Origin of the sequence: Hymenobacter ruricola, from assembly GCF_015694525.1 — a bacterium.
Taxonomy (GTDB): Bacteria; Bacteroidota; Bacteroidia; order Cytophagales; family Hymenobacteraceae; genus Hymenobacter; species Hymenobacter ruricola.
The window spans coordinates 681,282-704,753 of record NZ_JADQDM010000002.1 but is presented as its reverse complement, the minus strand read 5'-3'; the positions used below and the strand labels follow the sequence as shown (position 1 = coordinate 704,753).

Sequence of the window (23,472 nt, the reverse complement as noted above, 5' to 3'; positions counted from 1 at the left end):
GCAGGGGGCAGGCTTTAAAAGCAAAGATGCCATTACCAACGTTGGTAACGGCATCTTTAAACTCAAACAGGGTCTTACCGACGTTGCTGATGGCACCTTTGGCCCCGAAGATAGTCTTACCAACGTTGGTAACGGCATCTTTGGTCCTGAAGGCGGCCTTACCAACGTTGGTAGCGGCGTCTTTGGATTCAAATACGTCCTTGCCGACATTGGTAAGGCAAATAATAGCCCTACCGTGTCAGGTTCTCGTCCAGCAGGCGGAAAGGGCTTAGCTTGTTCAGGTTCAGCACGAAGCGGATGCCGTCGGTGAACTCCTGGCGGCTGCCGGGCAGGCCGTTGTTGAACTGCGAGCCGGCCACGGGCACGTACACCTCGAAGACGTTGCGCACGAAGGGCAGCGTGACGCCTGCGTCGTAGAACAGGCGTTGCGACGTGGCGCGGCCCGCCAGAAACTGCGATTCGCTGGTGGCGCCCAGGTCGGCGAACACGGCCAGGGGCAGTGCGGGCACGTCGGCCTGCACGTTCAGCGAGCTGAGCCATTTCTGGCTGGCCACGGGCACGAAGGCTTTGAAGGCGCCGTCGCGGTTGTCGGTTTGGTGCACCTGCGCGGTGAGGGCGTGCGAAATCTGCTGGCGGTCGAGGAAGGGGGTTTGGCGGCGGTAGTCGGGGCTGCCGCTCAGGCCCAGCACGAAATCGGTTTGGGCGCCGCTTTGCAGAAACCGGCCGCCGAACAGGCGCACCTGCACGCGCTTTTGGGGACTGTAGAACCGCTGGTACGCCGCCTCGGCCCGCAGCAGAATGGCGCCCTGGTCGTTGCTTTCCACCGAATTGGCCAGCAGGTGATTGAGCTCCACATTAGCCGACCAGTCCTGCAGGGCATCGCTGTGCCGCACCGAATAGTTGGCCGTGACGATGCTGCTGGTGCGGTCGCGGTCCTGGTCGGTGACGGAGGTGAGGGCCACCTGAATTTGCTGCCGGGGCACGTAGCCCACGCGGTGCGGCAGCACGAAGGTGAGGCTGGGCTCGGTCTTGAAATAGCGCTCGAACCGCTGCACGGTGAGGGCCGTGATGAACTGCCGCGAGGCGTGCTGGGGCAAGGCATTCAGCTGGATGCGCCCGATGCCGTTGAGCTCGTTGCGGTTGAAGCTGTACAGGGGCATGGCCAGGTATTGCAGCTTTTTGGGGGCCAGCGGGTTGTTGTAGAAGGCGGCGCCCAGCATGAGCTTGTCGGACGTGTTGGCGCCCAGCACGGGCAGCCAGTTGACGGTGGCCTTGTCCCAGCGCTCCACGCTGAAGAGCGGGCGCAGGCGCACGGGCTCGGAGCGGTCGAGGGGGCCGTTTTCGAGCTTCACCCGGTCGTTGCGGCGGTTGAGTTGGGGGGTGAGGTAGGTGGCGTCGACCACCACGGCGGCCACGTTTTCGCGCTTGAAGTTGAGCTGGCTCGTCACTTCTTCGTCGGCGTTGGGGTCGGTGTTGCCGAAGGGCGGCGTCCAGAGCGTTTCCAGCACCTTGTTCTGGGCATCGACGGTGGAAACCGGCACCGCCCAGGGAATGGAGGAGTCGGTGCGCACCAGCACCTTCACCACGTCGTTGAACACGGCCAGCGCGCTGATGTCGGCGTCGTAGGGCTGCGCCGTGCCCAGGAAATCGCGGAAAAACCAGCCCAGCTTCTGCCCCGTGCTTTCCTCAAACACGGCCTGCATGTCTTCCGGATAGGGGTGCCGGAACTGCCAGCGCGTGTAGTAGAGGTGCATGGCGGCATCGAACTTTTCTTGCCCGAGGTAGCCGGCCAGGTACTTCAGCGACAGGCCGGTTTTCTCGTACACCGTGGCTGCGTAGTTGATTGCCGTATAGTCGGCGGAGGTGGGGCCCTGCACGGGCTGGGCCAGGCCGCGCGTGGCCAGCGCCTGGTAGGGCAGCCAGCTCAGGGCCGAGCTGGGCAGGTTTTCCAGGCCGAAGGCATTGGCCACGGGTTTTACCTTAAGCAGCGGCGCCAGCATGCCTACCTGGGGGGTGCTTAGCTCTTCCACGCGGAACTGCTCGTAGGTGTTCACGCCCTCGTCCATCCAGGGAAAGTCGCGCTCGTTCGAGCCCAGAATGCCGTAGAACCAGTTGTGGCCCACCTCGTGCACAATGGCGTCGGGCTCGGTCACGGTCACCATGGGGTATTCCATGCCGCTGCCGGCCGAGAGGGCCCCGTCCACGGCCGTGGCGCTGGCGTAGGGGTAGTCGCCCACCCATTTTGAGTAATTGAGCAGCGCGTCGTTCACCTCCTGCAGGCCCTTTGTCCAGCGCTCGGGCTGGCGGTTGGTGAAGAGCACCCACGAGGTGATGACCCGGCCCGAGGGCAGCTGCACCGAGTCGCGCAGCACGTTGAAGCGCTTGTCGGCGAACCAGGCGAAGTCGTGCACCCGGTCCTGCTTGTAGCGCAGGGTTTTGGTGGTGGGCGCCGAGGCGGGAAAGGCCAGGTCGCTGCCGAAATCAGCGGCGGTTTTCTTCTTCGCCGTGGCGGCGGCCAGGCCGGCCAGGCGGGCCTGCTCGTCGGGGTTTTGCAGCAGGCCGGTGGCGCCCACGGTGTAGTTGCTGGGCAGGGTGATGCTCACGTCGAAGGAGCCGTACTCCGAGTAAAACTCGCCCTGGCTGAGGTAGGGGATGGGGTGCCAGCCGCGGCGGTCCAGCACCGCCGGCTTGGGGTACCACTGCGAAATCTGGTAGCTCTGCCCCACGTGCCCCATCCGCGAGAACGAGGCCGGCAGCTTCACCCGAAACGGCGTGGCAATGGTGGCCGACGCGCCCGGCGCCAGCGCCTGCGGCAGCAGCAGCTTGGCAATGTCGGGGTTCTGGGGGTCGAATTCGAGCTTGGCCGCCTGCCCGTTCACCACGAAGCCGAGGCTGTCGATAAAGCCCCGGTCTTTGGCTTTGGCAAACAGAAACTTGCGGTTGCCCTGGCGCTGCTGCTCCCGCCCAAAGGCGGCGTGGTTGTCGCGGTAGGCATTGGGCCACAGGTGAAACCAGATGAACGTCAGCGGCTGCGGCGAATTATTCAGGTAGGTGAGTTCTTCGTGGCCGCGCAGGAAATGGCTGCGGTCGTCGAGCTTCACGTCGATGGAGTAGTTGACTTCCTGCTGGAAATAAGACGCCGTCGAGACTTTAACCGGGGCGGCGGGCTTGGGTTTGGAGCGGCGCTGGGCCAGGGCCAGGCCGGGCAGGAGGGCCAACAGGCCGAAGAGGAAACGTTTTGTCATGCTGAAATCGGTGGGCCGGGAGTAGAGCCGCGCCCCCGGGGCGAAGCTACGGCGCGGCGGAGAACAGAACGGCAGGACGCGGGCGCGCGGCTACCAACCGGCGCCGCACTTTGCATCGCCACCGGCAGGAATTTCGTTCAACGGAGCTCATCAGCCGCTCGCACTCCATGCCCACCGCCACTTCCCTGCAACGCTTTCTCGACGCGCAGCAAGCCTCCTACCCAACCGCCCTGGCCGAAATAAAAGCCGGCCGGAAGCGCAGCCACTGGATGTGGTACATCTTCCCGCAGATTCAGGGACTGGGCCTGAGCGAAACCGCGCGGTTTTACGCCTTGCGCGACCGGGCCGAAGCCGCCGCGTATTTGCAGCACCCGGTGCTGGGCGCCCGCCTGGTCGAAATCAGCACCGCGTTGCTGGCGCTAACATCCAGCGACGCGCACGCCATTTTCGGCAGCCCCGACGAGCTCAAGCTGAAATCCTCGATGACCTTATTTGCCGCGCTGCCCGGCGCCCCGGCGGTGTTTCAACAGGTGCTGGACCGGTTTTATGACGGCGCCCGCGACGAAAAAACCTTGCGCATCATTGCCGGCTGAGTTGATGTTGGAGCCGCGTTGGTAATGATTGACTGACCTCGGCGATAAAACCAGGCAGCAAAACGTGACCTGATTTTCGACCAGAAAGAGATGGAAGCAAGACCGAAAATTGACGTGCCGCCCAGGCCAGCCGATAAGGCGGTGGATTTTTTCGCCTGGGGGGCGCTGGCCCTGCTGTGGGCCCTGACCATCTGGTACCTTTTTCGGCTGCCCGACACCATTCCGGTGCATTTCAACGGCGCCGGTATTCCCGACCGCTACGGAGAAAGGGGCAGCCTGCTGGCGCTGCCGCTGGTGGCTTCGGCGTTGTTTGCGGGGCTATCGGCCGTCACGGCGGTCACCAGCAAGTACCCTCAAGCGCTGAACTACCCCGTCGCCATCACGCCCGCCAATGCGCTGCGGCAGTACCGCGGGGCCATCCGGCTGGGCCGCAGCCTGAGAATCGGGATGGTGCTCGTATTTCTGCTGCTCGTGTACCAGACCGCGCAAGTGGCCACGGGGCAGGCCGAGGGCCTGGGCGCCTGGTCATTGCCCGTCTTCATTGGGCTGCTGCTGGTGCCGCCGGTCCTGTGGTATTGGCTGACCGTGGCCAAGGCAAAAGCTGCCTGATAATCGGAATTTCCCGCTCCTTAGGCTTCCACCTGCGCCCGGCCCATGAGCCGCACCGTGCCGTAGCCCACCAGTAAAAACAGGCCGAAAACCAACGTCACGCCCCAGGTGCCGGGAAAAGAAAACGGGTGCAAAATCCGGTTCACGATGTCGTAGAACAGCGTGAGTGGGTTGGCCAGCACGTCCCAGGAATTGAAGCGCAGGTAGCGCCCCAAATAGATGCCGAAGCTGCTGAGCAGCAGCGCCAGCGTGGCAAACACCCAGCCCGACCAGAAACCCAGGCGCGCCTGCACCAGCCGCTGCATGTCCGACAGCGAGGCGTAGGCCAGCATCAGCCCGTTCCAGGCGCAGCTCAGTATCAGGGCCAAATCGTACCAGAGCGGCACGCCGGGCCGGGCATCGAGGTGAAAAAGGTCGGTGAGGATGTAGGGTGCGTTCGGGAAAAATAGCAGCCAGGCCGCGCCCACCGGCAGCAGCAGCCGCACCCGCAGCGGCCCCTGCGCAATGCCCAGCAGCGTGCTCAAGGCAAAGGGAATGACCGCCAGAAACAGGTTCCAAATCAGGAACAGAAACGTAAAATGCCCCGTCATCAGCACCCGGCCCACTATTAGCAAGAAGCTGAGGGCGAGCGAAGTGCCCAGTACAAACATCAGCGTGAGCCGGGCGCGGGAAAAGGGACTGTTGGACAGAGGAACTGCTTGCATAACGCTAATATACGGATGGGCCGAACGGGAGGTACCGCCGGCCACGGCAGGCAGAACTGCAAAACGCCCCGGCGTATTGTGCCGGCAAAGGCAGCTTCAGACGTGACTGCGTGAAAAAGTATTTAAACGGTCATGCTGAGCTTGTCGAAGCATCTCGCGTGCTTCAACTAACTCTTACGATTGGATTACTACCACACGCGAGATGCTTCGACAAGCTCAGCATGACGTTCATAAAGAGGTTTTTTGCCTTGTTAAACGGACCTCACCCCCCGCCGGCCGCGTACCGGACCTGGGCCTGCGTCTGGGCGTATTTGGCTTGCAGCTCGGCCAGCTTCTGGCGGGCGGCCAGCAGGCTGGCTTCGCGCGAGTTGATGAGAAAAACGGTGCTCTCGCCGTTCTCGAACCGGATTTGCTCGCCGTTGCGCAGGCGCTGGTAGTTGGCGGTGGCCTGCTGCTGCAGGCGCAACTGCTCCAGGAGGGCCTGCCAGTCGTTGGCGGCGGTTTGCAGGGCGTTGGTTACCTGGCGCTGCTCGTGGCTGAGTTGGTAGCCGGCATCGCGCAGCTTGAGCTGCACGAGCTGGCGCTTGGCCCGCTCGGCGCGCAGCATAATGGGCTGGGCAAAGCTCAGGCCCAGCTTGTAGTTGTTGGCGGAATAGCCACCCGCGAAGGGGCGCGGGCTGCCTTCCAGGCCAAAGGGCTGGCCGGGCAGCAGCAGGTTGTAGTCGACGCTGAGCTTGGGCAGCAGCTTGTTGAGAGCCAGACGGTTTTCCAGGCCCAGCTGGACTTGCTTGGCGCGGGTTTTGGCCAGGTCCGGGTGGCGTTGCAGCGCTTGCTCGGTCAGCTGGGCCAGCGAATCGGGCCGGAGCGGGCGCCAGGCCGGCGCGGGCGGCAGGGCCTGCGGCCGGGCCGTGGGCGGCAGCTCACGGGGCCGGCCGTCGGCGTCCCAGAGGTAGCTGGAGGCCACCAGCGCGGCGTTTTGCCACTGCACGCGCGCCGCCACACGCTGGGCCCGGCGGTTTAGCAGTTCCGAAAGGGCTTCCACCGAGTCGATGGCCGCCAAGTCGCCGGCCAGCACGCGCTGGCGCGTGGCGGCGAAGCGCGTGCCGGCCACCTGCTCGTTGGTCGTGAGCAGGCGCAGGCGCTGGGTGGCCAGGGCCCATTCCCAGTAGTCCTTGCTGGCGCTCAGGCGCAGCTTGTTCAGGATGCCCCGGCGCTCGGCTTCGGCCAAGCCGCTCAGGGCCTGGGCCACGCGCACGGCCGTGCGCCGCTCGTCAATCAGCAAGCCCTGGCTGAGGGGCACGCTCAGGCCCACGTAGCTCAGGCCGCTGCTGGCGGTGTATTCCTGCGGGTTCACGTAGGGCCCCACGCCACGGTCCCAGCCGGCTTTCACGTCCACCCCAAACCAGGTGGGCACGCGCAGGGCGGTTTCCCAGTCGTGGTAGTAGTCGTTGCCTTTCAATTGTTTGCCGTAGTACTTTCCCGTCAGGCTGGGGTCGAACGCCCCGCGGGCCTGCCGGATTTCCTGCTGGGCCCGCTCCGGGTTCAGGTTGGCCTGCCGCGCGATGGGATGAAACTGGTCCAGCAAAGCCAGAAATTCGGCGTGCGAGATTTCCACGGAGTCAGCCACGGCCGAAGGCACCTGCGGCCGCGCCCCCAGCGGCAGCAGCCACAGCAGCCAGCAGCTGCCGAAGCGGCGCAGCAGCGCCCGGGCCATACGCGCGCCAAAAGCCAAATTACTCTTCCTCGCCATAGCCCGCCGATTTGGTTTTGTCCGCTTTTTTCTCCTTGCCCGCGCCGCCCGCGTAGGCCGGCTCGGCGCCCACGTAGTTGGGCGGGAAGCCGTTGATTTGACGCCACAGTTCGTACCACACCGGCACGTTGTCGAGCAGGGCCCAGCCGTACACGCCCGAGCCCACGCGCAGCGGGGCGGGCCAGGGCTCCGTCCCGGGCTCGTGCGTCACCAGAATGCGGTACTGGCCCTGCGAGTCGATGTTGTCAATCACCTGCACCACGCCGCCGAAGGTGCCGAAGCTGCTGCCCGGCCAGCCCGTGAACACCAGCGCGGGCCAGCCGTCGAACTGCAGCCGCACCCGCCGGCCCACCCGCAGCAGCGGCACGTCCATGGGCTTCACGTAGAGCTCGGCGGCCAAGCGCGGGTTGGCGGGCATCAGCGTCACCAAGTCTTCGCCTTCTTTCACGATTTCGCCCTGCCCTTCTTTTAGGGCGCGCACCACGTAGCCGGTTTGGGGCGCCGTGATGAAGTAGTAGCCCGCCCGAATGCTCAGATTGGCCAGCTCGTTGCGCATCTTGGCAATCTGGCCTTCGGTATCAAACTGGTAGCCGGTAGCCGAGCGGCGGTCGCTTTCGCTTTTGGCCAGCTTGTCGGCGTACTCGGCATCCAATGATTGCAGTTCGATGCGGGCACTCACCGAGTCCTGGCGCGAGGCGCCGAGCTTGTTCTGCACGGCTTGCAGCTTGGCGGTGCTTTCCTGGAATTTCAGGCGGCGCTGCTCCAGCTCGGTCAGGCTTTTGAGGCCTTGCTTGTAGAGCAGTTCCTGGCGTTCGAGCTGGCGCTCGGCAATGGCGTAGTCGGCGCGGGCCGCCACCAACTCGGCGCGGTCGGAGCGCACTTTCAGGTCGGCCTGGCGCACTTTGTTGCGGGCTTTGGCCAGGCTGGCTTGCAGGGCCAGGCGCAGGGCGTCCTGCTGGCTGCCCAGGGCCTGGGTTTTGGCGGCGTTTTCGCGCAGGCCGGCGATTTTGGCTTCCAGCTGCTCGCGCGTGCGAGCCAAGAGCTCGGGGTCGAAGTACTTGTCTTTGATTTCGACGATTTCGGCCAGCGTGTCGCCTTTTTGCACCAGCTGGCCTTCCTGCACGCGCCAGGTTTTGATGCGGCCGCCAATGGTGCTGGGCACGGTCTGGGGCCGGTCCTGGGGCCGTAGCGTGGTCAGCTTGCCCGTGGAGCGGATGTTCTGCGTCCACGGCAGAAAGCCACTCAGCAGCACCAGCAGGCCCAGCCCGCCCGCCCAGCGGGCCAGCGTGCGGCCGGCCCGGGGCGTGCGCGCCCGCCGAAACGCCGTGAAGCGCCCCGCGTCGGGGTGGGTTTCCGGATGAGGATGCTCAGCAAATGGCATGGTGGTCAGGTATTAAATTTTGCAGTTAATCAGGGCGCCGGCCCGCTGGCCGGCCCGCGTTGGCTGCCGGCCAGTGGGCCGGCAGCGATGCTGGCGCTAGGCCCCGAGCAAGGCGCGCATCTCCTGCGTTTGGCTCACTTCCGCCAGGGTGCCTTCGGCCACCAGGCGGCCTTCGTCCAGCACGGCCACGCGGGGCAGCAGGGCCAGCAGCTCCGGCTGGGTGGTGCCGAGGACGACCGTCCACGGCAGGCCGGGCGCCAGCAGACGGCGCAACACCCGCACCCGCTCGGCCAGCGACGCGGCGGGCAGCATGTGGTCGAGCAGCAGCAGGCGGGGGCGGCCCACCACGGCCCGGGCCAGCAGCAGCTTTTGGGTGACGCCGGCCCCGAGCGCGTGGCCGGGCCCTACGGGCGTTTGCAGGCCGGTGGGGCGGGCGTAGAGGTGGTCGCGCAGGCCCACCAGCTCCACGGCCCAGGCCGCGTCGGCGGCGCTGAGGTGGGGCTGGTTGAGGGTGATGTTTTCGAGCACCGTGCCCGAAAACAGGTGCTGGTGCGAGAGGTTGTCGCCCACGGCCGCGGCCAGCGCTTCCGGGCTCAGGTCGTTCAGGGGCAGGCCCGCGTACACAATCTGCCCGGAGTAGCCATCGAGCAAGCCGGCCAGCAGGCGCAGCAGGGTGGTTTTGCCGGCGCCATCGGCCCCCGCCAAGGCCAGGTGGTGGCCGGGGGCCAAGGTCAGCGAAACGCCGTCGAGCGTGGGGTGCGTGGCCTTGGGGTAGCGGTAAGCCAAGTCCCGCACTTCCACCGCCAGGCCCGGCCCCGCGCCGGCAGCGGGCAGGGCCGGCAGGAGGGCCGTGCCCCGCGGCGGCGGCACCGCTTCCAGGTCCAGCACGTGCCCGATTTTATCGAGCGAGGTGAGGGCGTCGTACACCACGTCGAGCTTGAGCACCAGCTTCTCCACCGCCCCAATGGTGAGGATGATGACGATTTCGGCGGCCACGAACTGCCCGATGTTTATCTGTTTCTCAATCAGCAACCAGCACCCGATGCTGAGCAACGCGGCTGTTATCAATGTTTTAAACACCACGAAGCCCCACGACTGCGTGAGTAGCACCCGGAAGTGCGCGGCGCGGGCCCCGAGGTAGCCGTTCAGCAGGTCGTCGGTGCGGCCCAGGGCCAGGCCCTGGCGCAGGGGCAGCCGGAAGCTGCTCACCGTGCGGGCCACGTCCTCAAGCCAGGCCACCACGCGGTATTTGTATTGGCTTTCGGCAATGCTGGTGCTCAGGCCTTTGGGACCGGTTGCCACTATCAGCCCGTACAAGCCCAGCACCAGCAGCCCGCCGAACGCAATGAAGATGGGGTGGTAAAACGACAGCAGCAGCAGCCCAAACAGAATTTGCAGCGCGGCCGCTGAAAACTCAATCAGCAGCGTGGCCAGGCCTTTTTGCAGGGGTGGCACGTCGAGCAGGCGGTTCATGAGCTCGGGCAGGTATTCGCCTTCCAGGGCCTCGGCGCGCACCTGAGGCAGGCGCACGGCAAAGTCCAGGGCCATCCGCGCCATCAGCCGCTGCTGCATGTACTCCACCAGCGTCACCTGCATGATTTGCAGGCCGCCCACCAGCAGCGTGCCCAGCACAATGAGCCCGATGAGCACCACCAGCGAGGTGCTGACCGCCCCGCTGCTCACAAAGCCAATCACCGACTGCACGCCCAGCGGCAAGCTCAGGCTGATGAGGCCCGCCAGCGCCGCGTACACGTAGAGGTAGGTGATGTCGGTGCGCTCGGCCGCAAACAGGCGGAACAAGCGCTGCACGGGAGTTAACGAATGCGTAGTTGCCATAATTACAAGCCGTTGCAGGGGAATTGAATCAAGCTGGCACCAGCCAGTTCAGAAAGGTGCCAGCGCACCAAAGTCATTGCAAGGGGAGGAGAGGGGCAGAAGCGCTGCGTGTTCGCCGATTCCCACGGGGAGTCATTAGCCCCTGCGGGTGGGCAAAAACCGGGTTCACGGCCGGCGCCGCCACCAAATCGACCGCCCAGCGTTTGGACCTCGGAACGAAGCGGGGAAAGCATGAGTGAGCCTTTGATGGTGCAAAATTTCACCCCCGTTTTTGCCCGTGAAAGCCATTCCAGTGCTTTTAATTGCGATTTAACCCGGGTTTAATTACGCTTTAATTCGCGTTTAATGGCGCTTTAATTTGAGCCATAAGCAGGCCCCGGGTACGGCGCAACGGGTTGGCCAGTGCCCCGCTATTTATGGCTAATTTTGCCCGGCTTTCCGTAGACGCGAAAGCCTGTTTACTGCTCCTGATGACACTAGTTTCTTTGCTGTGCCGCCCGCTGCGGTGGGTGGCGGCCGGCCTGCTGCTGGCTACGCCCGCGCTGGCCCAAACGCCCGCCCAGCCCAAACCCGCGCCCCCGGCGGCTGGGGCAGCTGCGCGGCCGGCCAGCGCCCCCCCGGCTGCCCGGCCCAAACCCGCACCCACTGCCCCGGCCGCCGACCCGGCCGCCCGTTACCGCAGCGGCAAAACCCAGCTCGACCAGGGCCATTACGCCGCCGCTGCCGCGCTGCTGGAGCCGCTGGCCCAGCCCGCCGCCCGCTTCGCCCGCGCCGCCGATGCGGCCTACCTCGCGGCGGTGGCCTACGCCCGCCTCAAGCAGTGGCCCGAGGCCGAGCAGATGCTCAACCTGCTGCGCACCGAGTACCCCGCCTACCCCAACCTGCCCGACGCCCTGCTGCTGCAAGGCCAGGCTTCCTTCGAGCAGGAAGACTACGACACCGCCCTCAAAACCCTGGCCCAGCTGCCGGCCGATAAGTTCGGGCCCGAGCGCGAGGCCATGAAGGCCACCTACCTGCCCCGCATCAAGGAGCGCAGCACCTGGCAGCGCAACCTCCGCCGCTACCCCGACGACGCCACCCTGGCCCGCGCCTACGCCGAAAACCTCGTCATCGGCGGCACCTTCACCGACGCCGACCGGCCCCAGCTCGACGCGCTGATAAGCCGCTTCAGCCTCGACCGCACCCGCTACACACCGCGCCCCCGCGCCGTGGTGGCCAAGAAACCCAGCTACAACGTGGCCGTGCTGCTGCCCTTTGAGCTGAACGACCCCAGCTGGCAGAACATCCGCAAAAACCAGTTCGTCACCGACCTCTACGCCGGGCTGCGCCTGGCCCAGGACAGCCTGCAGCGGGCGGGCCGGCCCCTGCAGATTTTCGCCTATGACACCGGCGCCGACACCCTCACCCTCAAGCAGGTACTGGCCCTGCCCGAGCTGGCCGGCATGGATTTGCTCATCGGCCCGGTCTATAAATCGGGCGCCAAGCTGCTGGGCCGCTACGCCCGCGAGCACCAGATTGTGTGCGTCAATCCCTTGTCGCAGGACGCCGACTTGGTGTTTGACAACCCCTGGCATTACCTGTTTGCGCCCAGCACGGCCACTCAGGGCCGGGTGGCCGCCCAGTTTGCCCTCACGGCTTTTGGCGCGGGCCGGCCCGGCATCGTGCTCCACGAAGACAGCAAGGACGACGCCGCCTTCGCGAACGCCTACAAAGCCGCCTACGAGGCCGACGGCGGCAAAATCAGCGCCCTGCGCCGCTTCGACCCCGACGTGGACGAAAGCCTCAACGCCGCGCTCACCGGCCTCGACCTCACCAATGCCAGCCACCTGGTGGTGTATTCGGACAACCGCCGCGTGGGGCCGGCCGCCTTCAGGCTCTGGCAGCAACAGCCCGCGGCCACCCGCCCGGCGCTGCTCTGCCCCGGCTCCTGGCTCGATAACGCCCGCCTCGATGTGGGCCAGTTCGCCGCCCCCGGCGTGTACATGCTGCAGCCGAAATACTACGACGAGCAGGGGCCGGGTTTCCGCCGGTTTCGCCAATTGTATTTGCAGCGCCAGCACCTGCCGCCGTCGCTTTTTGCCAGCCAGGGCTTTGAATTGCTGATGTATTTCGGCACGGCACTCTTCCAGTACGGGCCCGCTTTTCAAACTAATCTGGCCAGTGCCGGGGCGGTGCCAGGCGCCATTTTTGAGGGCCAGAACTATACTGGCGGCACCCACGACAACCAGGTGGTGCCCATCATCAAGCTCAATAACCTGGAACTGCAGGTAGTGCGGTGATGCCTTTTTTACTAAAAAACCCAGAACGTCATGTCGAGCTTGTCGAGACATCTCGCGCGATGAAGTAATTATTCACTTTCTCATGCGAGGTGGCTCGACAGGGCGGCCTTTCGACTTTTATCCCGATTTTCAATCCCTAATGCTCAACCTCACCACTTCCGCTACCCTCTTCGAACGCGCCAAGCACCTTATTCCCGGCGGCGTCAACTCGCCGGTGCGCGCCTTCCGCTCGGTGGGCGGCTCGCCGGTATTCATGCAAAGCGCCCACGGCGCCTGGCTGACCGACGTGGACGGCAACCGCTACGTCGATTTTATCAATTCCTGGGGCCCCATGATTCTGGGCCACGCCCCGCAGGTGGTGCTTGAGGCCGTGACCAAGGCGCTGCCGCATTCGCTCAGCTTCGGCGCACCCACCCACCGCGAGGTAGAAATGGCCGAGCTGATTCGTGAAATGGTGCCCAGCATCGAGAAAGTTCGCTTGGTAAACTCCGGCACCGAAGCCTGCATGTCGGCCATCCGGGCCGCGCGCGGCTACACCGGCCGCGCCAAAATCATCAAGTTTGAAGGTTGCTACCACGGCCACGGCGACGCCTTCCTGATTGCGGCCGGCAGCGGCGCCCTCACCGCCGGCGAGCCCGACTCGGCCGGCGTGACCCATGGCGTGGCCCAGGACACCCTCACCGCGCCCTACAACGACCTGCCCGCCGTGCAGGCCCTCATCGCCGCCAATCCCGGCCAGGTGGCGGCCCTCATCCTGGAGCCCGTGGTGGGCAACATGGGCCTCGTGGCGCCTGCCGAAGGCTTCCTGCCGGCCCTGCGCGACCTGTGCACCGAGCACGGCATTGTGCTCATTTTTGACGAGGTGATGACCGGTTTCCGCCTCGCGCCCGGCGGCGCGCAGGAGCTCTATGGCATCAAGGCCGACATGACCACGCTGGGCAAAATCATTGGCGGCGGCCTGCCCGTGGGTGCCTACGGCGGCCGCGAAGACATCATGAACTGCGTGGCGCCGGCCGGCAAGGTGTACCAGGCCGGCACGCTCTCCGGCAACCCCATGGCCACGGCCGCCGGCATGGCCCAGCTCCGCTACCTGCACGAGCACCCCGAGCTGTACTTGGCCCTGGAAGCCAGCAGCGCCCGCCTCGCCGACGGCACCCGCCAGATTGCCGCCGAGCTGGGCCTGAACTACACCGTGAACCGCGTGGGCTCCATGTTCAGCCTCTTCTTCACCGCTGAGCCCGTGACCAACCTCGACGACGCCAAAAAGTGCGATATCGCTGCGTTCGGCCGCTATTTCCACGCCATGCTGGAGCGCGGCATTTACCTGGCACCTTCGCAGTTTGAGGCCTTGTTCGTGTCCACGGCCATCACCGACGAGCTGGTGGAAATGTACCTGAAGGCGTGCCGCGAGTCGTTGGCAGAGGCGCACAATCTGTAGCCGCGCGTCGCTGGCGAAGCAAAATAGGTTTTGGCCGCGCGGCGTTTTTACGGCGGGTCAAAACCTATTTTTCGCTTTGATTAACCTTGCGCTGAATTATTCAGCGACCTTTGCCCCATGGTGAAACAGCTTTTTCTTGCTCTGCTGCTACTTCTTGGGCCGCTGGCCCGGGCCGAAACGCCGGCCCAGGCCAACAAGCGCCTCTTCGATAAAACCATCGACGAGCTGAATTTCCGGACCATGGAAACGGTGTACGACAAGTCGTTCACCCGCGGCAAGTTTCCGCTCACGCTGCGCACCGCCGCCGCCCGCCGGCAGTTCGACGGTTTCGGCACCAACGCGGCGCTCAAGCAGCTGTTCATGAACTACAACGGCATTGCCGAACGGTATAAAAACCGCTTCGGCAACGGCCCCATGACCTTGGCCGAGTTCGAGAAGCAACTCAAATCGGTGCTGCTGGACAAGAACTTTGAGTTCTTCATTCACAACCTGCCGCGCGACGAGCGGGTGGCCCTCATCCGGGCCGAGCAGCGCCTCATTCAGCAGGCCAGTGCCCAGTTCAACGCCTCCGGCTCGGAGGAAACGGCCGCCGTGCCCCCCGCTGATGCCGACGCCCAGCCCGAAGCGCCCGTGGCCGCGCCCCTCACCACCCACGACGCCGACGGCCTGGAAGCAGCCCCCGCCGCCTCGTCCGACGAAGCCCCGCTCAGCAGCTCGCCCGTGGCGGCGCCCGACCCCGCGGGCGCCCCGCGCCACGACTGGCTCGACTACTTCACGCTGCTGCTCAGCCTGGGCAGCTTTCTCACGTTGCTCTACCTCGCCACCAGCGTGTTGCCGGGCATGAGCCGGCGCATCAACAACCTGGCGGCCGACCCCGAGCCGGAACCCGAGCCGCGCAGCATCGTGAGCCGCCTGCGGCCCACCCGCTCGCAGGGCCTGCAAGAGGACAGCTACGAAGACGAGGACGACTTCGAGCCCACCGACCCGGCCCGCCACCACGACGATGACTAATGCCTATTGGCGCCCCGCTTACTTTTTCTGCATTCTCTTCTGTTTTCAACTTAATGATTCTTACCGACCAGCAAATCCTCGCGGAAATCGAAAAAGGCACCATCGTCATCGAGCCCTACGACCGTAGCTGCCTGGGTACCAATTCCTACGACGTGCACCTGGGCCCTTACCTGGCCACCTACCGCGACGCGGTGCTGGACGCGCGCCGCCACAACGAAATCGACACGTTTGAAATCCCCGAAACGGAAGGGTTCGTGCTGCAGCCCGGCAAGCTTTACCTCGGCGTGACGCAGGAATACACCGAAACCCACGCCACCGTGCCTTTCCTCGAAGGCAAGAGCAGCGTGGGCCGCCTGGGCATCGACATTCACGCCACCGCGGGCAAGGGCGACGTGGGCTTCTGCAACCATTGGACGCTGGAAATCAGCGTGTCGATGCCCGTGCGGGTGTATCGCAACATGCCCATCGGCCAGCTGATTTATTTCACCGTGCAGGGCGACGTTGAGACGTTTTACAACCGCAAGCAAAACGCCAAATACAACGACCGCACCGACAAACCGGTGGAGTCGATGATGTGGAAAAATAACTGGTAGCATATTCAACCGTCACTATGCGTGCCGGTTGATTCCGAACCGTCGGAGGTTTTCTTGCGTTTAAACCCACTACTGAGCCCTTTCCCTCTGGCCCGGTCCTTGCGTAAGTGTGTACTTAACCCCCTACGACGATGACGACGAAATCAGCTTTTGCTTCTCTGCTGCTGGCGCTGATGGCCGGCACCGCTTCCGCCCAGCAAGCTTCCCGCGCTACCACCGTGGAGCCGCAGGACAAGACCCAATCCTCGCCCCGCCTGAACCCGGTGCAGGCCCGCGCCGACCGGCTGAGCGACCACATGGTGCGCGACCTGCACCTCAACAACTACCAGGCTACCAAGCTCCGCGCCGTAAATGCCGAGAAAGTCGCCAAAATGGCCGCCATTGAGCGCAGAAATGCCGGCAACCCCAGCCTTATCGACGCCGAGTGCAACGGCGTGTGCAAGGAGCGCGACAAGGAGTTTCAGGCTTTCCTGAGCAACGACCAGTACAGCAGCTACTTTAGCTCGCGCGCCTCCTACAACAAATACGACAAGGACTACGCTTCCCAGTCCGCCAGCATTTTGCTCACCAACTCGGTGCAGAACCCGGCCCCGGCCCGCGCCAACGACGCCACCATCGCGCCCGCCAGCACCAAGCCGGTCAACCGGCCGGCCGGCAACCTGGGCCGAAACGCCCGGTAACTTCCGCCTTTACTTCCGTTGAAAAGCCCCATCGGAGCAATCCGACGGGGCTTTTTCTATTTTAATCGTAGACTATTGCCCTTGCTCCTGCTTGTCCAGGTAGTCCGACAGCTCTTTGCAAAGCGCGCGCATCTTGTTGGCCATTTCCTTGTCGTCGGTGGCCGTCACGATGTTCTCGGCCATCGAGCCGATGTTGTCGACCACGAAACGCTTCATCTCGTCCACGGGCATGTCTTTGGTCCAGAGGTCAATTTTCATGGTGCCCACCTGCTCCCGGTCCCACAGCGCGATGTTGATGGCCTTGGCAAAGTGAATGTCCGGCCCCGCGTCGGTAGCCGACCAGCTGATGGCTTCGGGTACTTTATTGTCATCCAGCGCGATGCTGAAACGAATTTCTGATTTTTTCATCTTAGGTAAAAATGTGTCATCCTGAGCGCAGCGAAGGACCTTATCAAGCTAGAACGATAATCGTTCGGCGGGAATAAGGTCCTTCGCTGCGCTCAGGATGACAGAAATGAGGGCAAAAAGTTAAACGTAGTTATTCAGCATCACCGGCATCACCAGCATCAGGATGCTTTCGCTGTCGTCCGGCGTGGTGGGCATCAGCAGGCCGGCGCGGTTGGGCGTGCTCAGCTCCAGGGTGATTTCGTCGGAGTCGATGTTCGACAGCATTTCGAGTAGGAAGCGGGCGTTGAAGCCAATTTCCATGTCCTCGCCGTCGTACTGGCAGGTGAGGGTTTCCTTGGCTTCGTTGCTAAAATCCAGGTCTTCGGCCGATACCACCAGCTCCGAGCCGGCCAGGCGCAGGCGCACCTGGTGGGTGGTTTTGTTGGAATAGATGCTGATGCGGCGCACCGAATTGAGCAGCTCTTGGCGGTTGATGATGAGCTTGTTGGGGTTGCTCACCGGAATCACGTTTTCGTAGTCCGGGTAGCGCTCGTCAATCAGGCGGCACACGAGGCGCATCTGGTTGAAGGAGAAGAAGGCGTTGCTCTGGTTGAACTCCATCTTCACCGGCGTGGCCTCCGAGGGCAGTGTGCCTTTCAGCAGGTTAAAGGCCTTGCGCGGGATGATGAGGTTGGCGGTTTGGCCGGCGCCCACGTCCTGGCGGCGGTAGCGCAACAGGCGGTGCCCGTCGGTGGCCACGAAGGTCACTTGCGAGTCGGCCAGCTGCACCAGAATGCCGGTCATGGCCGGGCGCAACTCGTCGGTGCTCACCGCAAAAATGGTCTTGTTGATGGCGCGCGCCAGCGACGACGACGGCATTTCAATCGGGGCCGAGCCCTTCACCACCGGCACTCGGGGGAAGTCGGCGGCATTTTCGCCGGCCAGCTTGTAGCGCCCGTTGGCCGAGCTGATTTCGATGGTGTAGGTTTCCTCGTCCAGCGTGAAGGTCACGGGCTGGTCGGGCAGGTTCTTGAGGGTGTCGAGCAGGATGCGGGCGGGCGCGGCAATGCGGCCGGTGTCGCGGGCCTCCACGGGCAGCTCCGTTATCATGCTCGTCTCCAGGTCGGAGGCGGTGATGGTGAGCTTACCGGCCTCAATCTCAAAGAGAAAGTTCTCCAGAATGGGCACCACGGGGTTGTTCGTAACCACGCCGTTGATGCTTTGCAGCTGCTTCAGCAGCGCGGATGACGAGACAATAAATTTCATGACGTAAGGCTAAGGTTTGGGCTAGGGGAGGGCAAAGATAGGCGGTGGCCGTGGGCTTTGGAAGCGCGCAGCGGGCCGCTTAACGCTTCTTTCGATGCGTCTTCTCTGTAACCCGGGTTTCGGACCCCTGCGGAAATACACAGGTCTCCAAAACCCGGGTTACAGAGGCCTGCAGATATACATAGGTGCCGGTAACCCGGGTTACCGGCACCTGCGGAAATTGAAAGTGCTCTGCAACTTAAGTTACGGGCACCATTCGGTTTCCGCAGGCCTTTGAGACTTTGCCGGAGGGCCGTTCCGGCTACGGCGAAAGGTGGCGAATATCCCGCTGCGCTCAGCTACTGAAGGAGCCCAAGCCGCGAAGCCAATGGAGCAGCGGCGCCACTAGCAAGCCGATTATGAGCAGGATGAAGGTAGCGGCGGCCACGTTGAGCACCACGGCCATCCCAGCGTTTGCGTAGCTGTTTTCGTATTTTCTGACCAATACCTGCTGCACCTGCACTGTGTTACGGTAGCGCAAGTACAAGTACCCAAACCCAATGGCAGTGAACACCACAGCCATGAAAGCCTGGCCGATGAGTTCTCCAAATAGCTCTTCCATGCAGTTCGGGCAAGGTTTAATAAAGTTGACCTGAATTCAGCTAAGCCCCAAACCCCGCGTACCGCCGCTTGCGCCGCCAAGCCCGCACGGCCCCGAACACGCCCAGCAGCGCCAGCGGAGCCCCGATGTTCAGCAGCTGCCAGCGGCGGCGCTGTTCGGCCAGCTTCACCTTGTCGAGGGGGCGGAGGGTGATTTGCTTGCCGCGCACGGCGATGAGGCCGGTTTCGTCGAGCAGGTAGTCGGTGGCGTTGAGCACCAACTCGCGGTTGGCGAATTCAGTGTTGGCGAGGCGGTCGAAACCCAGGCGGTAGGGGTTGCCGGTTTTGGGGTCGATGTCGGAACGAATGAAGTCGCCGTCGGACACGACCAGGATTTTGCTGGGCTTGGCATTGGCCGGCTTTTCGGGCTGGAATTGCAGCGTGCCCGGCCGGGCGCGGTTGGCAAAGAGCGAGGTAAACTGGCCTTCCAGCAAATACGCCACCGGCTGGAAGCCTTTTTGGTAGAGCTTGGGGTTGGGCTCCAGGCGGGCGTCGTTGAAGTTGATGGGCACGGGCGCGGGCAGTACGCGGGTGTAGCGCGAGGTGGTCATCAGCGCGGTTTTGCGGACGCCGGTGGCTTTCACCGTGTCCATGTTGCCCACGAATTTCAGGTACACCGCGTCGAGGTTGCGGGTGATGGGGTGGGGGCTAAACTTGTTGATGAGCGGGTAGAGCTGCCAGGGCATGGGCTCAATTTTGGGCTTGTTGCCATCCATGCCGGTCACGAGCGGAATCTGGCCGCTGTTCAGGTCCAGCAGCAGGTCTTGGTTCAGGCGCAGGCCGTACTTGAAGAACAGGTCGTCGAGGTTGAGGTTGTAGGGCGTGGCCAAAGCCACGCCGTTGCGGCTCACGCTGTCGAGGTCCACGCGCAGGGCATCGATGAAGAACAAGGCCCGGCCGCCGCTGGTGATGAACTGGTCGAGCTTGAATTTCTCGTCCTCGGTGTAGGGCGTTTTGGGCTGGGCCACCACCACGGCATCGAGGGCGCTCAGGTCCTTCACCTTGCTCAGCGTCACGCGAAACACGTCGTATTGCTGCTGCCAGGTGCCGAGCATGTCGCCGGCCTGGGCGTTGGTCAGCTCGCCATGGCCCTCAATCACGCCGATGCGCTTGCGCAGGGCCGGCACCAGCGTGCGGATGGTGCTGGCCAGCTCGTATTCCAGGCCCTCGATGCTCTGGTTGAGGCGCACGTCGGCCGGAGCAGCCTGGTTGCCGCGCAGCAGCAGCACGTTTTTGTCGTGCCCGCCCACACTCACCACCGCCCAGGGAAAGATGATTTTCTCGACGCGCTTGCCGTTTTCGGTGGCGCCGAGGTTGGTGGGTTTCAGGCCTTTCTTGAAAAGGCTGGTGTAGAAGGCGTTGCGCGCCGCCTCGGTGCCGCCGGCGCTGGGGTCGATGAAAATGTAGTTCAGGTTGGCGCCGCCGTAGACCTGGAATTCGGTCAGGGTTTCGCGCACGCCCTGCTCTAGGCGGCGGAAGGCGGGCGGGAAATCGCCGGTGAGGTACACCGTGACGGTGACCGGCTGCTTGAGGTCGCGCAGCAGCTTCTTGGTGGCATCCGACATGGTGTAGCGCTTTTCCTCGGTCAAATCGAGCCGGAAAAAGAAGCGCTGCGCAATGAAATTGAACAGCAGCAGTCCGCCGAGGATGGCGGCAAACGTCAGCAAGTCGCGCTGCTTGCGCGAGGCGGCGGCCGGAACCGGAGCGGGGGTCAACGTATCTTCCATTACCAATTGCGGCTGCGTAAGGCCAGCCGCGTGGCCTGCAGCGCCACGGCTACCACACTAAAGAAATAAACCAGGTCCCGCGAGTCAATCAGGCCTTTGCTCAGGTCGCGGTAGTGCGCCGCAATGCCCAATTGGCTGACGTAATAAGCCGCGCTGCCTTCCAGCACCGACGCCAGCGAATCGAACCCCGAATACACCAGGAAACACCCCACCACCGCCACCAGAAACGCAATAATCTGGTCGCGCGTGAGCGCCGAGGCCAGCACCCCAATGGCCGCAAACACCGCCGCCAGCAGCGCCAAGCCTAAATAGGAACCGACCGTCGCGGCCGAGTCGATGTTGCCTTCCGGGCTGCCAAGTTTATAAACTGAGAAATAATACAGCAGCGTTGGAATTAATGCCAACAAAGCCAATAGAAAACACGCTAGGTATTTCCCGCCAATTATTTGCCCGTCCGTCAACGGGCGGGTTAATAAAAGCTCAATGGTACCGGCCCTTTTTTCCTCCGCAAACGTGCGCATGGTGATGGCTGGAATCAGGAACAGGAAAATCCACGGCGCCAGGTTGAACAGCGTTTGCAGGTCGGCGTAGCCGTAATCGAGCACGCTGCTATCCGGGAAAACCCAGACAAACAGGCCCGTCGCAACCAGAAAAACCCCCAGCACTACGTAAGCCACGGGGGAGTTCAGGAAGGCGTTGAATTCTTTTTGGAGAATGGTGAGCATACTGGTTTGAACGTCAGTCAAAGAACGTCATGCAGAGCGCAGCGAAGCATGACGTTCTTTCTGGTTGTTCTGGATATTAAATTCTACTTCGTCAATTCCCCAAACACCTCTTCCAAGCTCTGGTGCTCCTGCCGCAGCCCCAGCAGTATCCAGCCTTCCTGCCCGGCCAGGCGCGACACGGCCGCGCGGACATCCACGCCCGGCGCGGTGCGGAGTAGCACGGCACCATCGGGCGCGGCCTCCACGTGGCGCACGCCGGGCAACTGGGACAACTGGGCGGTGTCCACGGCGCCTTCAAACTCGGCGCGGACCACGGTTTCGCCGGCGGCGCGGGCGGCCAGCTCGGCCACCGGGCTGTCGGCCACCAGCTTGCCCCGGCTGATGATGAGCACGCGCGAGCACAGGGCCGTGACTTCGGGCAGAATGTGGGTGCTGAAAATGACGGTTTTATCTTCGCCCACTTCGCGGATGAGCTGGCGGATTTCCAGAATCTGGTTGGGGTCGAGGCCGGTGGTGGGCTCGTCGAGAATCAGCACGTCGGGGTCGTGGATGAGGGCCTGGGCCAGGCCCACGCGCTGCCGGTAGCCCTTGCTGAGCGCGCCAATCTGTTTGTTCTGCTCGCGGCTCAAGCCCACGCGGCGCACCAGCTCGGCCACGCGGGCGCGCAGGGCTTTGCCGCCGAGGCCGTGTACCGAGCCGATGAATTCGAGGTACTCGTGCACGTACATATCCAGGTAGAGCGGGTTGTGCTCGGGCAGGTAGCCCACGTGGCGGCGCACGGCCAAGCTGTCGGTGAGCACGTCGTGGCCGGCCACGCGCACGGTGCCGGCGGTGGGCGGGAGGTAGCCGGTGGCAATTTTCATCGTCGTGCTCTTGCCCGCGCCGTTCGGTCCCAGAAAGCCTACGATTTCGCCCTTGCCCGCCGTGAAGCTGATGTTGTCCACGGCGTTCTGGGCGCCGTAGGTTTTGGTCAGGTGTTCAATTTCTACCATTGGTTGGTGCTTGGTTGTTGGTGCCTGGTGCTTGGTTTTCTCGCTTGCTTCCTTGGTGCCAGGCACTAAGCACCATGCACCAAGCACTAGTTGTTCACCTGCGCCGGCCGCAGCTGGATTTCCGAAATCATGGTCGTGTCGGGCGCTTCGATGGCGTGCACAATGGCGGCCGCAATGTCTTCGGGCTGCATCTTGTGCGGGTCGGGAGCGGGGCCGGGCTCCTTGCCGTTGAAGTTGGTTTCGACCGAGCCCGGCATCACGCACGTTACGCGGATGCCGGCCGGCCGCACCTCCTTGAATAAGGCATCCGAAAAGCCCCGCACCGCGAATTTGGTGGCGCAGTAGCCGCTCATGCCGGCAGTGCCTGCCGTGCCGGCCAGCGAGGCTACGTTCACGACGTGGCCCGCGTGCTGCCGCTTCATCTGGGGCAGCACGGCACGGGTGCACAGGAAAGTGCCCAGCACGTTGGTGTCGAACATCGTTTTCCAGTCCTCCGTCCGGAAGCCGTCCACCTCGCCCATGATGCCCAGGCCGGCGTTGTTGACCAGCACGTGAATATCCGGGCCCAGTTCGCGCTGCGTGTTGGTGAAGGCTTCGGTGATGGAGTGCTCATCCTGCACGTCGCACTCGAAAAACTGAAACCGGTCGTGGACGAGGCCAGCAGGAGCCGTGCGGGCCCAGCCGGCCACGGCTGCGCCGCGCGCCAGCAGCGCCTCCACAGTGGCGCGGCCAATTCCTTTGCTTGCGCCGGTAACAATGGCGACTTTGCCGGTGAGGTCCATTTATCTTTGAGAAAATTAAGGATGCAAATGCGCTATACGAGTTTGCGGCCGCAAGTTAGCGGCCTGGGGTGGTTCAACGGAATGCGCGCCGCGGCCCGCGGCGCGCTGGGCGCGGCCCTGGCCGTGGGCCTGAGCACCTGCGGCCCCACCGCCGATTGCCTCAAAAGCACCGGCCCCATCGTCACGCAGCAGCGCGCCGTCGACGCCGGCCTGGTCACCGTCACGGCTTTCGACAACGTAGACTTGCGCCTGGTGCAGGACACCAAAACCTACGCCGAAGTGCGCGCCGGCGAGCATTTGATTGACGAAATCGTGCTCACCCGCAAAGGCAACACCCTCGAAATCGCCAACACCAGCACCTGCAACTGGACCCGCAGCTACGACTCGCCCCGCGAAGTCACGCTGCACCTGCCCCGCATCACCAACGTCTTCCTGCGCGGTCAGGGCAACGGCAGCACCGTGGGCGAATTCGTGCAGGACACCATTTTCTTCCACCTCATTGGGGCCGGCGACTTTGACCTCACTGTGAGAGCCAAGCAGCTGTTCGTCGACCAGTACGAGCTGGGCGACCTCACCGTGCGCGGCACCGCCGACTACATGAACTGCACGGTGGGGGGCGCGGGCCGGCTTTTCGCGCAGGGCATCACCCCGCAGATTTGCGACGTGAAACTGACCCGCGACAGCGACGGCGACGCGCACGTGCGGGCGTCGCAGCGCCTGGGCGGCACCGTGGCCGGCAACGGCACCTTGTATTACGGCGGGCAGCCCGCGTTCGTCGACATCCGCGTGACGGGCAAGGGCGGCAAGAAAACCGAGTAAGTTTGCCCGCTTGCTT

At 63.8% G+C, this 23,472-nt stretch carries 20 protein-coding genes; 8 read left to right on the top strand and 12 right to left on the bottom strand.

What is annotated here, in order from left to right:
* Positions 1 to 230: 230 nt before the first annotated feature.
* Positions 231 to 3,245 carry a M1 family metallopeptidase gene (locus I2H31_RS07125; RefSeq protein ID WP_196292298.1) on the bottom strand — a complete coding sequence of 1,005 codons (3,015 nt, stop codon included), beginning with the start codon at positions 3,243 to 3,245 and terminating at the stop codon, positions 231 to 233.
* A 167-nt stretch (positions 3,246 to 3,412) separates the two neighbouring features.
* Between I2H31_RS07125 and I2H31_RS07120 the strand changes: the two genes are divergently transcribed.
* Both I2H31_RS07120 and I2H31_RS07115 read left to right on the top strand, forming a co-directional pair.
* Positions 3,413 to 3,838 (top strand): DUF1810 domain-containing protein, encoded by a 426-nt coding sequence (locus I2H31_RS07120; protein ID WP_196292297.1) that lies wholly within the window; start codon positions 3,413 to 3,415, stop codon positions 3,836 to 3,838.
* 90 nt (positions 3,839 to 3,928) lie between these two features.
* Positions 3,929 to 4,447: a DUF1648 domain-containing protein gene (locus tag I2H31_RS07115; protein ID WP_196292296.1), complete on the top strand. Its 519-nt coding sequence runs from the start codon at positions 3,929 to 3,931 to the stop codon at positions 4,445 to 4,447.
* Positions 4,448 to 4,467: 20 nt separating this feature from the next.
* Here the strand turns inward: I2H31_RS07115 and I2H31_RS07110 are convergent, their stop codons facing one another.
* From I2H31_RS07110 to I2H31_RS07095, 4 genes are all read right to left on the bottom strand, one after another.
* Complete coding sequence (locus I2H31_RS07110; RefSeq protein ID WP_196292295.1) at positions 4,468 to 5,151, bottom strand: DUF1361 domain-containing protein; 684 nt, start codon at positions 5,149 to 5,151, stop codon at positions 4,468 to 4,470.
* A 262-nt stretch (positions 5,152 to 5,413) separates the two neighbouring features.
* Positions 5,414 to 6,865: a TolC family protein gene (locus I2H31_RS07105; RefSeq protein WP_196292294.1), complete on the bottom strand. Its 1,452-nt coding sequence runs from the start codon at positions 6,863 to 6,865 to the stop codon at positions 5,414 to 5,416.
* 19 nt (positions 6,866 to 6,884) lie between these two features.
* Positions 6,885 to 8,282, bottom strand: coding sequence for an HlyD family secretion protein (locus tag I2H31_RS07100; protein WP_196292293.1), 1,398 nt, complete (start codon positions 8,280 to 8,282; stop codon positions 6,885 to 6,887).
* A gap of 96 nt (positions 8,283 to 8,378) precedes the next feature.
* The gene (locus I2H31_RS07095; RefSeq protein ID WP_196292292.1) at positions 8,379 to 10,091 is read right to left on the bottom strand and encodes a peptidase domain-containing ABC transporter; all 1,713 of its coding nucleotides are present in this window, start codon (positions 10,089 to 10,091) and stop codon (positions 8,379 to 8,381) included.
* A gap of 497 nt (positions 10,092 to 10,588) precedes the next feature.
* On the opposite strand from I2H31_RS07095, the gene I2H31_RS07090 reads away from it, so the two are divergent.
* The 5 genes from I2H31_RS07090 to I2H31_RS07070 all read left to right on the top strand — a co-directional run bounded on the left by I2H31_RS07090 (position 10,589) and on the right by I2H31_RS07070 (position 16,119).
* Positions 10,589 to 12,397, top strand: coding sequence for an ABC transporter substrate-binding protein (locus tag I2H31_RS07090; protein ID WP_196292291.1), 1,809 nt, complete (start codon positions 10,589 to 10,591; stop codon positions 12,395 to 12,397).
* 139 nt (positions 12,398 to 12,536) lie between these two features.
* Complete coding sequence (hemL, locus tag I2H31_RS07085; protein ID WP_196292290.1) at positions 12,537 to 13,835, top strand: glutamate-1-semialdehyde 2,1-aminomutase; 1,299 nt, start codon at positions 12,537 to 12,539, stop codon at positions 13,833 to 13,835.
* Positions 13,836 to 13,952: 117 nt separating this feature from the next.
* Positions 13,953 to 14,846, top strand: a complete 894-nt coding sequence (locus tag I2H31_RS07080; protein WP_196292289.1) for a hypothetical protein — start codon at positions 13,953 to 13,955, stop codon at positions 14,844 to 14,846.
* A gap of 53 nt (positions 14,847 to 14,899) precedes the next feature.
* Positions 14,900 to 15,439 carry a dCTP deaminase gene (gene dcd / locus I2H31_RS07075; RefSeq protein ID WP_196292288.1) on the top strand — a complete coding sequence of 180 codons (540 nt, stop codon included), beginning with the start codon at positions 14,900 to 14,902 and terminating at the stop codon, positions 15,437 to 15,439.
* A 131-nt stretch (positions 15,440 to 15,570) separates the two neighbouring features.
* On the top strand, positions 15,571 to 16,119 hold the full coding sequence (locus tag I2H31_RS07070; RefSeq protein ID WP_196292287.1) for a hypothetical protein: 549 nt from the start codon (positions 15,571 to 15,573) through the stop codon (positions 16,117 to 16,119).
* Between the two features lie 72 nt (positions 16,120 to 16,191).
* Here the strand turns inward: I2H31_RS07070 and gldC are convergent, their stop codons facing one another.
* From gldC to I2H31_RS07035, 7 genes are all read right to left on the bottom strand, one after another.
* Positions 16,192 to 16,527 carry a gliding motility protein GldC gene (gldC, locus tag I2H31_RS07065; protein WP_196292286.1) on the bottom strand — a complete coding sequence of 112 codons (336 nt, stop codon included), beginning with the start codon at positions 16,525 to 16,527 and terminating at the stop codon, positions 16,192 to 16,194.
* A 120-nt stretch (positions 16,528 to 16,647) separates the two neighbouring features.
* On the bottom strand, positions 16,648 to 17,772 hold the full coding sequence (gene dnaN / locus I2H31_RS07060) for a DNA polymerase III subunit beta (protein WP_196292285.1): 1,125 nt from the start codon (positions 17,770 to 17,772) through the stop codon (positions 16,648 to 16,650).
* A gap of 334 nt (positions 17,773 to 18,106) precedes the next feature.
* On the bottom strand, positions 18,107 to 18,373 hold the full coding sequence (locus tag I2H31_RS07055) for a hypothetical protein (protein WP_196292284.1): 267 nt from the start codon (positions 18,371 to 18,373) through the stop codon (positions 18,107 to 18,109).
* A 40-nt stretch (positions 18,374 to 18,413) separates the two neighbouring features.
* Positions 18,414 to 20,138: a gliding motility-associated ABC transporter substrate-binding protein GldG gene (gldG, locus tag I2H31_RS07050; protein ID WP_196292283.1), complete on the bottom strand. Its 1,725-nt coding sequence runs from the start codon at positions 20,136 to 20,138 to the stop codon at positions 18,414 to 18,416.
* Complete coding sequence (gldF, locus tag I2H31_RS07045; protein ID WP_196292282.1) at positions 20,138 to 20,863, bottom strand: gliding motility-associated ABC transporter permease subunit GldF; 726 nt, start codon at positions 20,861 to 20,863, stop codon at positions 20,138 to 20,140. The genes gldG and gldF overlap by 1 nt, the downstream gene beginning before the upstream one ends.
* Before the next feature lie 83 nt (positions 20,864 to 20,946).
* The gene (gene gldA / locus I2H31_RS07040; RefSeq protein WP_196292281.1) at positions 20,947 to 21,855 is read right to left on the bottom strand and encodes a gliding motility-associated ABC transporter ATP-binding subunit GldA; all 909 of its coding nucleotides are present in this window, start codon (positions 21,853 to 21,855) and stop codon (positions 20,947 to 20,949) included.
* Between the two features lie 86 nt (positions 21,856 to 21,941).
* On the bottom strand, positions 21,942 to 22,637 hold the full coding sequence (locus tag I2H31_RS07035) for an SDR family oxidoreductase (protein WP_196292280.1): 696 nt from the start codon (positions 22,635 to 22,637) through the stop codon (positions 21,942 to 21,944).
* Positions 22,638 to 22,664: 27 nt separating this feature from the next.
* Between I2H31_RS07035 and I2H31_RS07030 the strand changes: the two genes are divergently transcribed.
* Entirely contained in the window at positions 22,665 to 23,456 is a 792-nt protein-coding gene (locus tag I2H31_RS07030; RefSeq protein ID WP_196292279.1) for a GIN domain-containing protein, read from the top strand.
* Positions 23,457 to 23,472: the final 16 nt, after the last annotated feature.